The organism is Phenylobacterium sp. (genome assembly GCF_020402505.1).
Taxonomy (GTDB): domain Bacteria; phylum Pseudomonadota; class Alphaproteobacteria; order Caulobacterales; family Caulobacteraceae; genus Phenylobacterium.
Genome location: NZ_JADBZL010000125.1, coordinates 1 through 12,491 on the forward strand (window position 1 = coordinate 1; position 12,491 = coordinate 12,491).

The 12,491-nt window shown below is 70.1% G+C and carries 14 protein-coding genes; 5 read left to right on the forward strand and 9 right to left on the reverse strand.

All coding sequences use genetic code 11. The features are described 5' to 3' along the window. Nucleotides 1–130 precede the first annotated feature (130 nt). Both IM632_RS09235 and IM632_RS09240 read right to left on the reverse strand, forming a co-directional pair. The gene (locus IM632_RS09235) at nucleotides 131–1,483 is read right to left on the reverse strand and encodes a serine hydrolase (protein ID WP_296481807.1); all 1,353 of its coding nucleotides are present in this window, start codon (nucleotides 1,481–1,483) and stop codon (nucleotides 131–133) included. A gap of 47 nt (nucleotides 1,484–1,530) precedes the next feature. After that, nucleotides 1,531–2,412, reverse strand: coding sequence for a cation diffusion facilitator family transporter (locus IM632_RS09240; RefSeq protein WP_296481809.1), 882 nt, complete (start codon nucleotides 2,410–2,412; stop codon nucleotides 1,531–1,533). Between the two features lie 122 nt (nucleotides 2,413–2,534). Here IM632_RS09240 and IM632_RS09245 point away from each other — a divergent pair, with 122 nt between their 5' ends. After that, a complete protein-coding gene (locus IM632_RS09245; protein ID WP_296481813.1) occupies nucleotides 2,535–3,617 on the forward strand; it encodes a GTP-binding protein in 1,083 nt (360 codons plus the stop codon). 69 nt (nucleotides 3,618–3,686) lie between these two features. Here IM632_RS09245 and IM632_RS09250 read toward each other — a convergent pair whose 3' ends face one another. After that, nucleotides 3,687–4,115 (reverse strand): biopolymer transporter ExbD, encoded by a 429-nt coding sequence (locus IM632_RS09250; protein ID WP_293512575.1) that lies wholly within the window; start codon nucleotides 4,113–4,115, stop codon nucleotides 3,687–3,689. Nucleotides 4,116–4,252: 137 nt separating this feature from the next. Between IM632_RS09250 and IM632_RS09255 the strand changes: the two genes are divergently transcribed. Beyond that, nucleotides 4,253–5,218, forward strand: a complete 966-nt coding sequence (locus tag IM632_RS09255) for a WD40 repeat domain-containing protein (RefSeq protein ID WP_296481816.1) — start codon at nucleotides 4,253–4,255, stop codon at nucleotides 5,216–5,218. A 2-nt stretch (nucleotides 5,219–5,220) separates the two neighbouring features. Here IM632_RS09255 and IM632_RS09260 read toward each other — a convergent pair whose 3' ends face one another. Then, nucleotides 5,221–5,880, reverse strand: coding sequence for a nitroreductase (locus IM632_RS09260; RefSeq protein WP_293512579.1), 660 nt, complete (start codon nucleotides 5,878–5,880; stop codon nucleotides 5,221–5,223). A gap of 146 nt (nucleotides 5,881–6,026) precedes the next feature. Here IM632_RS09260 and mtgA point away from each other — a divergent pair, with 146 nt between their 5' ends. Together mtgA and ald are read left to right on the forward strand one after the other, a co-directional pair. Further along, nucleotides 6,027–6,716, forward strand: coding sequence for a monofunctional biosynthetic peptidoglycan transglycosylase (gene mtgA / locus IM632_RS09265; RefSeq protein ID WP_296481819.1), 690 nt, complete (start codon nucleotides 6,027–6,029; stop codon nucleotides 6,714–6,716). Between the two features lie 28 nt (nucleotides 6,717–6,744). After that, the gene (ald, locus tag IM632_RS09270) at nucleotides 6,745–7,857 is read left to right on the forward strand and encodes an alanine dehydrogenase (RefSeq protein ID WP_296481821.1); all 1,113 of its coding nucleotides are present in this window, start codon (nucleotides 6,745–6,747) and stop codon (nucleotides 7,855–7,857) included. A gap of 4 nt (nucleotides 7,858–7,861) precedes the next feature. Here the strand turns inward: ald and IM632_RS09275 are convergent, their stop codons facing one another. Beyond that, the gene (locus tag IM632_RS09275) at nucleotides 7,862–8,734 is read right to left on the reverse strand and encodes an aldo/keto reductase (protein ID WP_296481823.1); all 873 of its coding nucleotides are present in this window, start codon (nucleotides 8,732–8,734) and stop codon (nucleotides 7,862–7,864) included. Between the two features lie 102 nt (nucleotides 8,735–8,836). Here IM632_RS09275 and IM632_RS09280 point away from each other — a divergent pair, with 102 nt between their 5' ends. Continuing rightward, entirely contained in the window at nucleotides 8,837–9,811 is a 975-nt protein-coding gene (locus IM632_RS09280; protein WP_296481826.1) for an XdhC family protein, read from the forward strand. 18 nt (nucleotides 9,812–9,829) lie between these two features. Here IM632_RS09280 and glp read toward each other — a convergent pair whose 3' ends face one another. Genes glp through IM632_RS09300 form a run of 4 tightly spaced genes read right to left on the reverse strand, consistent with a single transcriptional unit; the run spans nucleotide 9,830 to nucleotide 12,490 of the window. Then, nucleotides 9,830–11,020 carry a gephyrin-like molybdotransferase Glp gene (gene glp, locus IM632_RS09285; RefSeq protein ID WP_296481828.1) on the reverse strand — a complete coding sequence of 397 codons (1,191 nt, stop codon included), beginning with the start codon at nucleotides 11,018–11,020 and terminating at the stop codon, nucleotides 9,830–9,832. Beyond that, entirely contained in the window at nucleotides 11,017–11,487 is a 471-nt protein-coding gene (gene moaC, locus IM632_RS09290; protein WP_296481830.1) for a cyclic pyranopterin monophosphate synthase MoaC, read from the reverse strand. The genes glp and moaC overlap by 4 nt, the downstream gene beginning before the upstream one ends. Then, nucleotides 11,484–12,047, reverse strand: a complete 564-nt coding sequence (moaB, locus tag IM632_RS09295) for a molybdenum cofactor biosynthesis protein B (RefSeq protein WP_296481834.1) — start codon at nucleotides 12,045–12,047, stop codon at nucleotides 11,484–11,486. The genes moaC and moaB overlap by 4 nt, the downstream gene beginning before the upstream one ends. Then, a complete protein-coding gene (locus IM632_RS09300) occupies nucleotides 12,044–12,490 on the reverse strand; it encodes a molybdenum cofactor biosynthesis protein MoaE (RefSeq protein ID WP_296481836.1) in 447 nt (148 codons plus the stop codon). Before IM632_RS09300 ends, moaB begins: the two co-directional genes overlap by 4 nt. Nucleotide 12,491 lies beyond the last annotated feature (1 nt).

The window sequence follows — 12,491 nt, forward strand, 5'->3', positions numbered from 1 at the left end:
AGCCTGTAGGCCAAACACCTGCATCGGGGGTCTCCTGAGGTCCTGAGTCTGCAAACCCAAGCTTCAGAGACCCCCACCCTTCACTCAAGAGCCCGTCTCACATCTGTCTGAGCCAGGACACGCGCGGGGCTCAGTCCGCACGGTTCTGGTCCTGTCCTGCGGTTGTGGAAGCGACCTCGGTCCGCCAGTGGCCGACCAGGGTCGAGGACACGTTCTGGAACACCCGCAGCCGCGAGGGGGACCCCTTCGGCACCTGGGGCGCCAGGACGGCGACAGCGTAGACCCGGCCGTCCGGAGCGGTGACCAGGCCGACGTCGTTGAGCCCGAAGGTCTCGCCCCGGAAGTCCTGGCCTGTTCCCGTCTTGTGGGCGGCTCTCCAGCCCGGCGACAGCCCGCCCCGGAGCCGCATCGGCCCCGTGGTCACCCGCCCCAGGGTCTGGAGGATGAAGTCCGTGGACTCCCGGCTCAGGAGGTCACCCCGGTGCAAGGCCGCAAGGGCGCGGACCACGCCTGCCGGAGTCGCGCCGTCGAAGGGACGCTCGACATAGGCGGCGAGGGAGGCGGCGCGGGCCTCGGGATCCAGTCGCGCCCGGGCCGCCTCGAAGGCCCCGTAGGCCGAGAGTTCAGGGCTCCAGGTCAGCCCGGCGATACGGGACTGGAGACGGCGCTCGTCCTCTGCAAGGCGGATGCCCGACATGCCGCGGGAGGCCAAGAAGGCCTGGACCACGGCGGGCCCGCCGGCCAGGGCCATCAACTTGTCGTTGGCGGCGTTGTCCGACTGGATGAGGGCCCGTTGGACCAGGTCGCGGACGGTGGTCTCGTAGGACCCGTTCTCGATGAGATGGGAGACCGGCTGGTTGAAGACGCTGCGGTCGGCGTCTGTCAGGATCACCGCCTGGTCGAGGGACAATCGACCGGCGTCCACCCTGTCCATCACGGTCAGGGCGACCCAGAGCTTGGAAACGCTCTGCTGCGGAAAGGCCTGGTCCCCGTGCGAGGCGGCCAGCCAGCCGCTTTCCACATCCATCACGGCGATGCCGACCGGGCGGCGGAAACCGGGATCCAGGCTGGCGAGCCGGGCGACGAGCTCGGGCGGCGGCGGAGGTGACGGGCGAGAGGCGAGGTCGCGATCCTTCCGGGGTGGCGGCGGGGCGGGGACCTCGTCCGCGACCGGCTTGGCCGGTTCAAGGTTCCGGAACAGGGGAGAGGCGACGGCGATGGGGCCGGCCGTCGCCAACAGGGCCACGGAAAGGGTCGCCACAGGCCGCCGGAATCCCAAGAGGAGAGCCGAGACGCCGAGGTCCAACACGCCCTCCGGGAGGCGTCGCAGGGAGGTGGGAAGGCTCTTCAAGATCCGGAGAGCCGAAGCCGGAGCGATCCAGGTGACGTCTGCGACCCACCAGAGGGGCTGCATCATGCGCCAGGCCAGACCGGGGGGTCGGGGCGCAGGAGGTAGGACGGGACGGATGCGAGGCCCGGACATGGGGTTTTTCAGCCCTGATCCGGGGCGCGGCGTCAAGCTGCGGGACCTCAGAGAAGGTCGAGACTGACGCGACTGACGCCCGAAAGATCCCCGAGGGCCTGCCGGATACGCTCTGGCGCCTCGGAATTCGGCGACGGGAGGCGAATGGAGACGGCGCTCTTGCCGGGACCCGTACGCCAGGCCCTCACCTCGCCGGCGACGACACCCAAGGCCTCGAGCCGGCGCATGATTTCGGCTTCAAGGGCGGGGGTCTGGCGGATGTCGAGGAGGGCGGCGCCGGCGCGTCTGAGGATCGCGCCCGCGAAATGAGCGATCAGGCCGGCCCCCGCCAAGGCCATGACCGGGTCCGCCCAGGTCCAGCCCAGCCGCCAGGCCGCAGCGAGGCCGGCGAGGGTCAGGGCGGCGACCACGGCGTCAGCGGTCACATGCAGGTGGGCTGCCGACAGATTGATGTCGCCGGACGGATCCCGATGATCCGCAGGTGCAGGCCGCAAGAGGGCCATGCAGGCCAGGTTGAGGAGCAGTCCGCCGCCCGCAGCGTAGAGCGCGGCGGGATAGTCGGGGATTTCCGGCGTGATCAGCCGGGACAGGCTCTCGACCGCGAGCCCGAGGGCGGCGAGGGCCAGGAGGACGGCGTTGGCGAAGGCGGCGAGATCGCCGATCCGCGCCGCCCCGTGGGCGAAATGGACATTTCCCTCGTTCCGGCGCGCCACCCAGTAGGCCGCCCCCGCGACGCCAAGGGCCGCCACGTGGGCGCCGGCGTGGGCGCCATTGGCCACCAGGGCCACCGAGCCGAACACCAGTCCCGCCCCGACCTGGATGGCGGCCGCGAGGGCGACCAGGAGGGCGGCCATCCAGGTCCGTCGCTCATTCCGGTGCAGGTCGGTGAGAGCGACGGCCGCGTCGGGCATCGGGCGGGCGAGGGACAAGGGGGGTCACCCTGAACAGAGACGGTGGACGGAGAATTGTAACTTTGTAACATGCACGGCCGGGGACCTCCAAGTCGCCTGCGAGGTTTCCCCGGGCCGTCCGACGCATTAGATGGAAGGCCATGAGCCAGAAGACACCCGTCACCGTACTCACCGGCTACCTCGGGGCCGGCAAGACCACCCTCCTCAACCGGATCCTCTCCGAGGACCATGGCCGGCGCTATGCGGTCATCGTCAATGAGTTCGGCGAGGTGGGGATCGACAACGACCTCATTGTCGGCGCGGACGAGGAGGTCTTCGAGATGAACAATGGATGCGTCTGCTGCACGGTGCGCGGCGACCTCATTCGGGTGCTCTCGGGCCTGATGAAGCGCAAGGGCGGGTTCGACGCCATCATCGTCGAGACGACGGGCCTCGCCGATCCCGGCCCCGTCGCCCAGACCTTCTTCGTCGATGACGATGTCCGGGCGCGGACGGAACTGGACAGCGTGACCACGGTGGTGGACGCCCTGCACCTGCCGCTGCGCCTGGGGGACTCCAAAGAGGCCGTCGAGCAGATCGCCTTCGCCGACCAGATCATCCTGAACAAGACTGACCTGGTGACCGAGGCTCAGCTTCGGGACGTCGAGGCGCGGATACGCCGCCTCAACCCCCTGGCGCCCATCCACCGGGCCCAAAGGTCGAATGTGCCCCTCGACATGATCCTCGGCCGGGGCGGGTTCGACCTGGAGCGGATCACCGATCTTCAGCCCGAGTTCCTGAATCCGGCGCACGGCGAGCCCGGGCATGTCCACGATGAGTCCTGCGACCACCACGACCACGACCACGGTCATGGCCACCACGCCCATGATCATCATGGCCACGATCATCCTGGGCGCGACCACTCCGCCCGCGACCACGCTGCGGACGCGGGGATCTCCAGCGTATCCCTCACCTTCGACCGTCCCATGCATGGCGCACGGGTCAGCGCCTGGCTGAACGACGTGCTCCAGACCCAGGGGCCGGACATCCTGCGGGCCAAGGGCATACTGAGCGTTGCGGGAGAAGACCGGAGGCTGGTCTTCCAGGCGGTTCACATGATCCTCGAGGGGGACCTCCAAAGGCCCTGGCGCGATGACGAGGTCCGCACCTCGCGCCTCGTCTTCATCGGCCGGAACCTCGACCCGGAGGCGCTTCGGGCAGGCTTCGAGGCCTGCGCCGCCTGAGCCGAACCGCGAGCACGAAAAAGCCCGCCCGGCGAGCCGGGCGGGCTGTTCTTCCCGACGGGGCGGAACTCAGAGCTCTTCGTTGATCAGGGCGACCTGGAAGTAGCCGTTGCCCTGCAGGGTGTTCATCACCTGCATGAAGTCCCCGTACCGGACGTCGCGGTTGGCGCGGATATAGACGCGCTCCTGCGTCGGGTCCGGCTTGTCCAGCTTCCGGGCGAGATCAGCGGGAAGGGTGTCAATGGTCGTCGCCGCCTCCCCGATGAAGATGCCGCCATCCTGGATGTTGATGACCGTCGGCTCTTCGGTCTTGGCCCCGGGCGGCGGCGGCACCGCCGGCGGCAGGTCAAGCTTGATGGACACCGTGGCGGCCGGGATCGCCACCATGAAGATGATGAGGAGCACCAGCATCACATCGACGAAGGGCGTAACGTTGATCTCGCTGTTCTGACCGAGATCGAAGCGTCCGCCGCCACCGCCGCCAAGCTTCGCACCCATGAAATATTCCTTCCCTTCAGGACGCCGCCCGGCGTCCGGCTGTGTTGAAAAACCCTTCGCCAATCGGATCGGGATTGTAAAGCCCCAACCCGACACGCCCCCTCCCCTCATCGGACCGGCGGGGTTATGGAGGAGGGATGACCTACGCATTTGACGCCTTTGTGACCTCCGCCCTGTTCGACGCCGCCGGCCAGGCCTGGTTCGCCCTCGGGGATGGAACGGTGAGGCGCGAGGATGGTCTGACGCTCCAAGCCCACCAGGGCGCAGTCCTCTGCGCCGCTGTTCACCCCACAGGGGCGGGCGTCCTGACCGGCGGGGACGACGGCGTTCTGGCCTGGAGCCGCGGGTCCGGCGTCGAGGTCCTGGAGACCACCCCCGGCCGCTGGATCGACGCGGTCACGGCGAGTCCCGCCTCGGGACTGATCGCCTGGGCCAGCGGAAAGCGGGTCGAGGTGCGCGACGCCGCCGATCCGGACTTCCGGAGGACCTTCGAGCACGAAAGGTCGGCGGCGGATCTGGCCTTCGACCCCCGGGGCCGGCGCCTGGCCGTGGCCACCTATGGCGGGGCCTGGCTCTGGTACGCCCGCATCGCGGAGCAGAAGCCTGAAATCCTGAAATGGGCCGGCAGCCACATCGCCCTGGCCTGGAGCCCGGACGGGAAGTTCCTGATGAGCGCCATGCAGGAGAACCAGCTGCACGGCTGGCGCGTCGCCGACGACAAGAACCTCAAGATGGGCGGCTATCCGGCCAAGGTGAAGAGCCTCGCCTTCCTCTCCAAGGGCCAGATGCTGGCCACGTCAGGCGCCAATGGCGTGGTGGTCTGGCCCTTCACCGGGCCGGCGGGGCCCCTGGGCAAGCAGGCGGCCGAGGTCGGATATGATGAGAGCGCCCTGGTGGCGCGGGTGGCCGGCGACCCCGGCTCCCGGCGGGTGGCGGCCGGACTGGAGGACGGACGGGTCTGGATCTGCGACCTGACCGGCCAGCAGATCGACATGCTCAAGGCCGAGAAGGGCGAATCGATCTCGACCCTCGCCTTCAGTCGCGACGCCCGGCGCCTGGCCTGGGGCGACGAGGCCGGCGGCGGGGGCGTCTTCGACGTCTAGGCTCAGAAGCCGCGCAGTTCGCCCCAGACCTCGAAGGGATCCCGTGCGGAGCGCAGGGTGTTGATCGGCGCGGCCTCATCCCTCCAGCCGAGGGCCATGCCCGAGAAGAGCATGTGGTCGTCGGGAAGCCCGAGGACCTCGGCCACCGTCTTGGGGTACCGCGCCCAGTATTCCTGCGCGCAGGTGTCCAGGCCCTGCTCCACCGCCAGCAGCATGACGGTCTGCATGTACATGCCCAGGTCCGACCACTGGGGCGGGCCGAGCTTTCGGTCGAGGCAGAAGAAGAGGCCTACGGGCGCGCCGAAGAGCTCGGTGTTCCGGGCCAGCTGGCGCAGCCGCGCCGCCTTGTCCTCGCGCGGGATCCCGATCGTGGCGTAGAGGTCCTCGCCGTTCTGGAACCGCCGGGTCCGGAAGGGATCCCAGAGATTGGGCGGATAGACATCGTACTCCGGAGTTTCGCCCAGGGGATTGGCGGCGGCGCGGGCCTTCAGGTCCTCAAGGGGCGCACCCGTCAGGGCGTAGACCTTCCAGGGCTGGAGGTTGCCGCCCGAAGGTGCGCGGGCCGCCGCCTTGAGGAGTCCCCGCACCATCTCGGCGGAGGGGCGCTCCGGGCGGAAGGCCCGAATCGAGACCCGGCGTTGCACCGCTTCGCTGACTTTCATGTCGACCTCCCTGGCGCCGGCCCCTCCGGCGTTCGCGGCCGAATGACTAGCACCCGGGCGACGGGATTGTCAGCGCGTTTGCCTCGCTGCCCGCTTGGCCTATCCTTGAGCGTATGGCGCGAAGCGGAAGGACTGGCCGACCCCGGGTGCGATGGCTTCGACGGATTCTCGTCGTAGCCCTGGTCCTGTGCGTGGGCCTGCCCCTCGCCCTGGTGGCCGTCTACCGCTTCGTTCCGCCGCCCGTGACGATCCTGATGATCCAGAGATCCCTGGAGGGGAAGGGCATTTCCAGAACCTGGCGGCCCCTCGACGAGATGTCCCCGGCCCTGATCCGCTCAGTGATCGCCGCCGAGGACGCGGGCTTCTGCAGCCACCGGGGTTTCGACTTCGAGGCCATGCAGGAGGCCTGGGCTCACAACGAAAGGTCGGACCGTGTTCGCGGCGGGTCGACCATCAGCCAGCAGACCGCCAAGAACGTCTTCCTGTGGCCCCAGAGGTCCTATCTGAGGAAGGGCCTTGAAGCGGGCTTCACCGTGCTGATCGAGGTCGGCTGGGGGAAGCGCCGGATCCTGGAGGTCTATCTCAACACTATTGAGTGGGGACCAGGGATCTATGGCGCGGAAGCGGCGGCCCGGCGGAATTTCGGCGTCGGCGCGGATCGCCTGACCCCGGCCCAGGCGGCGCGGCTGGCGGCCATCCTTCCAAGCCCCCTGAAGTGGCGCGCCGCCCGGCCGGGCCCATATGTTAAGCGTCGGTCCGGGCGGATCGGCGCGGCGGCGGGGACCATCCGCCGGGACGGTTTGGCTGACTGTGTTCTCGCCGTCCGTCCGCGTTGACGCCGGGATTTCGAAGAGGAGAGGCAAGATGCGTATCGGCGTTCCGAAGGAGATCAAGTCCGACGAGCACAGGGTAGGGCTGATTCCTGCCGCCGTGCGCGAACTCACCGCCCACGGCCATCAGGTGCTGATGGAGGCGGGCGCAGGCGCCGGATCTGGCTTTTCCGACGCGGCCTACCTGGAGGCGGGCGCCGTCCTGGCGCCGGATGCCGCAGCGGTGTTCGCCGGCGCCGACTTGATCGTCAAGGTCAAGGAGCCGCAGAGGCCGGAGTGGGAGCGCCTGACCCCGCGCCACATCCTTTTCACATACCTGCACCTGGCGCCCGACCCCGCCCAGGCAGAGGGACTGGCCCGGTCCGGCTGCGCCGCCATCGCCTATGAGACCGTCACCGATCCGTCGGGGGGCCTGCCCCTGCTGGCGCCTATGTCCGAGATCGCCGGGCGCCTGTCCATCCTGGCCGCCGCCCAGCATCTCCAGAGGCACAACGGCGGGATGGGGTTGCTTCTTCCCGGCGTGGCGGGCTCTCCCCCGGCCCGGGTGACGATCCTGGGGGGCGGCATGGTCGGCGCCAACGCCGCCCGTATGGCCCTGGGCCTCGGCGCGCAGGTGACCCTGCTGGACCGGTCGATTCCCCGGCTTCGCGTCCTCGACGACCTGTTCGAAGGCCGGGTGCGCACCCGCTACGCCAACCTCGACGCCGTCGAGACCGAGATCCTGGCGGCGGACGTGGTGATCGGCGCGGTGCTGGCCGCCGGCGCCGCCGCCCCGCGCCTGCTACGGCGGGAGCACCTATCGCGGATGACCCCCGGTGCGGTCATCGTTGACGTCGCCATCGACCAGGGCGGATGCTTCGAGACCAGCCGGCCGACCACCCACCATGAGCCGACCTTCGTCGTCGACGGGGTGGTCCACTACTGCGTCGCCAACATGCCGGGCGCCGTACCGCGGACTGCATCGGAGGCCCTGGGCAACGCCACCCTGCCCTACGTGCTGACGCTGGCGGACCAGGGTCTCGAGGCCCTCCGGGCCGACCGACACCTGGCGCGGGGCCTGAACGTGCTGAACGGAGAGATCACACACCCGGCCGTGGCTGCGGCCCTGGGCCGGACGTCTTCCGACCCCTACGCCGCCTGGAACTGAAGCCTCAGGCCGCCGCCCAGGAACCCGGGTCCAGGGCGTCGGGATCGTCGATGGCCATGTCGTCCCAGTCCAGATCCGGCGGCGGACTGGCGGCGGCGGCGACGACGGCGTTGAGCTCAGCCGCCGAGGCGACCGACACCAGAACCGCCGAGGCCTCAGGCCGGGACAGGGCGAAGCCGAGGGCGGCCTGGAGCGGATCGGAGCGGCCTTCGGCGATCATGCGCCGGGCGCGGGAGATGCGCGCAGCTGCTTCCCTCAGGTGACTGGGGGCCCGGTCCGGGGGCAGGAGGAGGAGCCCATTGAGGAAGATGGACCTCAGGTGGACCTCCATCCCCAGGCCCGCGATTGAGGCCAGGGTTCCGTCATTGATCAGGCGCTGGTCCAGGAGGCTCGCCGGCGCCTGGACGATATCGGGGCGAAAGCGCCGGGCGACGCCGAGAGGATCGTCGGAGGCGAAGACAGAGACGCCGATCTTGCGGGTCAGGCCCTCGTCTCTCAGCGCCTTGAGCCGGTCCCAGAGGGCCGCGCCATGCGGCCCGAGGAGCTCAGCCACCGAGGGGACGAGAAGGCACTCGGCCTGAGACACGCCGAGGCGGTTCAGACTGGCCCGGACCTCGGCCTCGACAATGTCCGGCCCACGATCAGGACGGATGGTCGAGATGCAGACATTGAAAAGGTCCGGGCGGGGCAGAAGGGCGCCGATCTCGCGCTCGGCCTGCACGGACCTCCCGGTGACGTCGAACAGACGCATCCCGGACCGGGCGGCGACTTCAAGGATATCCAGCACTTCGGCCTGGGGCGTGCGGCCCCGGACTGGAGCCCGGTCGAAGGCGAACTGCCCCGATCCGAGGCCAAGCTTTGAAACTGGCGAAGACATAAGTTCTTCAGACGCGCCCCGGGTGGCTGAAGAGGGCAACCTACCGGCAATGCCTAAAGAAGCGGTTTCTGAAATGCTTACAGGACGTTAAATTCGACGCTCATGAGAACCCCCCTTCCCGACTGGCCGGTCTTCGGTTTCGTCGATGATGTCCGCCCCGCCCTCGACGCCGCGAGGCGGCAGGGTCGAACCTCGGTCCTGGCCACACTGGTCGCCGTGGAGGGCGGCGGGCCCCGTCCCGTCGGCACCCAGATGGTCTTCTCCGCCTCGGGGGACGCTACCCCGGACGTGGTGGTCGGCTACTTCTCGGGCGGCTGCGTGGAGTCCGATGTCGCCGACCACGCCTACGCCTGCCTGGCCGACGGGGAGCCCCGCCGGCTGGTCTACGGAGAAGGCAGCCCCTGGCCGGACATCCGCCTGCTCTGCGGCGCACGGATCGAGATCCTGTTGGAGCGGGTGGAGCCCTCGGATCCAGCCCTCGGCGTCCTGATCGCGGCCTGGAGCGCCCGCCAGCCGGCGGACTGGGTCACGGATGGCCGGCGCCGGGCCTGCGGTCCATCCGGGACGGTGGAGCCCTGGCCCGGCGCCTTTGTCCGACGCTGCGAACCGGCCCAGCGCCTGGTGGTCTTCGGATCCGACCCGACCGCCCTGGCCATCGCCGCCCTGGGCGCCCAGTCCGGCTTCGAGACCACCCTCGTCCGCGGCAAGGGCCCCGAGGCCCCGCCGCCGGTTCCGGGCCTCGCCTATAGCCGCCAGTCCCCGGCGGAGGCCCTGGCCGCCATCGGGACCGACGCCTGGACCGCCGTGGCCATCGCCAGCCACAACCTTGAGCTGGATCGTGAGGCCCTGGCGGCCGCCCTGCCCTCCGACGCGGGGTATGTGGGCCTGCTCGGGGCCCGCCGGCGCCTGGATGAGCGCCTGGCGCCCCTGCGCGCCGCAGGAGTCCCCGAGGCGGTCCTCTCCCGCGTCCACGCGCCCATCGGCCTCGACATCGGCGGCAAGGCCCCCTGGGCGGTGGCCGTCTCCGTGATCGGCGAGATCATGGCCGAGCGCTTCGGGGGCGGACGCAAGGCCTGAACCCGCCGCCCCGACGAGTCAGCCCCTGAGCAGGGGCAGGACCTCGACGGCCTCGCCCGCCGCCGCCGCGGGGGCGCCCGGCAGGCGGCGCAGGAGGGCGTCGGCCTCCGAGAAGATCCGGACGAGCGAGGAGTCCTGATCCAGGAAGGCTTCGGCGGTCTCGCCTTCGGGCCCGGAGGCCAGGCGCGCCCGCATCCAGTGTTCCCGTGGACCATTGGCGGGCAGGGGGCCGATCAGCCGGACCTGGCGAAGGACGGGAACGGCGGGACGACCCTCGAGGGCGGCCACCAGGGGCCTCAGGAAGAGCTCGGCGCAGACAAAGGCTGAGGCGGGATTGCCCGGCAGGCCCAGCATGGGACGGCCGTCCCCGAGCCAGCCGAAGAAGGTGGGCTTGCCAGGCCGGACGGCGACGCTTTCGACCCTCAGGTCCAGGCCCAGGTCGCCCGCTGCGGCGCGGACGAGGTCATGGTCTCCCACGGAGGCGCCGCCGAGGGTGACGACCAGGTCGCCACCGGCGCCTGCGATGGCGTCTCTCACGGCCTCGCGACGATCGCGCACCCCCGTCACCCGGCGGACCTCCGCTCCCCAGGTGCGGAGCATGGCCTCCAGGCCGGGCGAGCCGGAGTCGAAGATCTGCCAGGGGCCCGGAACGGCGGGGGCCTCCACCACCTCCTCGCCTGTGGAGACGATGCTGACCCGGGCGGGTCGCACAACCCGGACCCGGTCCCGGCCGGCGGAGGCGCACAGCGACAGACGCCAGGGGTCCACCCTCAGGCCCTCGGCCAGAAGGCAAGCGCCCTTCGAAAAGTCCCGCCCGGCCTGCCGGACATTCTCCCCGGCCGTGACGGCGGGGACGTCGACCGAGTCTCCGTCCCGCCGTGCGTCTTCCTGAATCACCACGGCGTCGGCGCCCTGAGGGAGGGCGGCCCCAGTGAAGATACGCACCGCCTCTGCCGGTCCGACCCGGCCTTCAAACCCATGACCGGCGGCGCTCTCGCCGATGATGCGCCGGCGACCGGCGCCGTCGTTGCTGCGCACCGCCCAGCCGTCCATGGAGGAATTGGTGAAGGGCGGCTGGTCGCGGACCGCAAGGATATCCTCCGCAAGGGTCCTGCCCAGGGCCTCGGACAGGGGGAGTTCGACCGGGCCGAGGCGGCGGACGTCGCTGAGCATGGCGGCCCGGGCGGCCTCGACGCACATGAGCTTCATTCGCGGACCCAGTCGCCGGACCGACCGCCGGACTTCGAGAGCAGCCGCACGTCCTCGATCACCATGCCGCGGTCCGCGGCCTTGAGCATGTCGTAGAGGGTCAGGCAGGCCACGCTGACGGCGGTCAGGGCCTCCATCTCGACCCCGGTGCGCCCCGTGGTCCGCACCCGCGCCGTCACTCTCAGGCGCCCATCCACGGCCTCGACGGCCACCTCGGCCTTCGCAATGTCCAGGGGATGACAGAGGGGGATCAGGTCGGAGGTGCGCTTGGCGCCCATCACGCCGGCGATCTCGGCGACGGCGCGGACATCCCCTTTCCGGGCCTGGCCGGAGAGGGCGAGGGCCAGGGTCTCGGGCGCCAGCCGGACATAGCCCTCGGCGACGGCCTCGCGGTCGGTCGCAGCCTTGTCCGAGACGTCCACCATCCGGGCGCGACCTTCGGCGTCGATGTGCGTCAGGCCGCTCACTTTTCGAGCAGCCGAGGCATCAGCTCGACCATGTTGCAGGGGCCATGGCGACTGTCGAGCTGGGCCTGGATGACCTTGTCCCAGCCGTCCTTCACCGCACCGTTCGATCCGGGCAGGCAGAAGACGAAGACTCCGTTGACAATCCCGGCCGTGGCGCGGGACTGCAGGGTCGACAGGCCCACCGACTGGTAGCTGACGAGGTGAAAGACCACCGAGAAGCCGTCGATCTTCTTGTCGAAGAGGGGCTCCACCGCTTCCGGCGTGACATCCCGACCGGTGATGCCGGTGCCGCCGGTGCTGATGACGGCGTCAATCTGGCCGGAATCCACCCAGGCGAGGATCCGGCCGCGGATCTCATCCACGTCGTCGCGGACGATGGCCCGGTCCGCCAGGACATGCCCGGCGCCGGTGACCCGGTCCGCCAGGACCTGGCCGGAGGTGTCGCTTTCCTCGTCCCGGGTGTCGGACACGGTCAGAACGGCGATACGCACCGGGACAAGGGGCCGGGCGGTGTCGATCCGGCCGCCGGGGGTGAGGGTGATCGGGGTCGCAGAGGTCATGAGGTCTCCCATCGCGCCAGGTCGTCGCGGTCGCGGTCCGTCGGTTCGATCCAGCGGCCGCCGTCCGGGCCGGTCTCCTTCTTCCAGAAGGGGGCCCTGGACTTCAAGTAGTCCATCAGGAAGTCGCACGCCTCGAAGGCGGCGCGGCGGTGGGGCGCCGCCGTCGCCACGAAGACAATGGTTTCGCCCGGGGCGATGGGGCCGGTGCGGTGGATGACGAGCACGTCCTGCAGGGCGAAGCGCTCCGTCGCCGCCGCGGCATGGCGGGCGATCTCGCGCTCCGTGAAGCCGGGATAGGCCTCCAACTCGAGGATGTCGGTCCGGCCCTGCTCGGCGCGGGCGATTCCCGTAAAACTGGCGACGGCGCCGGTCTCCGTCCGGCCCCGGCAGAAGTCGCCCAGGGCCTGGCCCGGATCGAAGGGCGCCTGGGTCAGACGGATCACG

What these genes read in the sequence shown, in the direction of transcription:
- IM632_RS09275 (WP_296481823.1), bottom strand. Translation starts at nt 8,734, where the DNA reads ATGTCTTCGCCAGTTTCAAAGCTTGGCCTCGGATCGGGGCAGTTCGCC.
- moaB (WP_296481834.1), bottom strand. Translation starts at nt 12,047, where the DNA reads ATGACCTCTGCGACCCCGATCACCCTCACCCCCGGCGGCCGGATCGAC.
- ald (WP_296481821.1), top strand. Translation starts at nt 6,745, where the DNA reads ATGCGTATCGGCGTTCCGAAGGAGATCAAGTCCGACGAGCACAGGGTA.
- IM632_RS09255 (WP_296481816.1), top strand. Translation starts at nt 4,253, where the DNA reads ATGACCTACGCATTTGACGCCTTTGTGACCTCCGCCCTGTTCGACGCC.
- IM632_RS09235 (WP_296481807.1), bottom strand. Translation starts at nt 1,483, where the DNA reads ATGTCCGGGCCTCGCATCCGTCCCGTCCTACCTCCTGCGCCCCGACCC.
- IM632_RS09245 (WP_296481813.1), top strand. Translation starts at nt 2,535, where the DNA reads ATGAGCCAGAAGACACCCGTCACCGTACTCACCGGCTACCTCGGGGCC.
- glp (WP_296481828.1), bottom strand. Translation starts at nt 11,020, where the DNA reads ATGAAGCTCATGTGCGTCGAGGCCGCCCGGGCCGCCATGCTCAGCGAC.
- IM632_RS09260 (WP_293512579.1), bottom strand. Translation starts at nt 5,880, where the DNA reads ATGAAAGTCAGCGAAGCGGTGCAACGCCGGGTCTCGATTCGGGCCTTC.
- IM632_RS09250 (WP_293512575.1), bottom strand. Translation starts at nt 4,115, where the DNA reads ATGGGTGCGAAGCTTGGCGGCGGTGGCGGCGGACGCTTCGATCTCGGT.
- IM632_RS09280 (WP_296481826.1), top strand. Translation starts at nt 8,837, where the DNA reads ATGAGAACCCCCCTTCCCGACTGGCCGGTCTTCGGTTTCGTCGATGAT.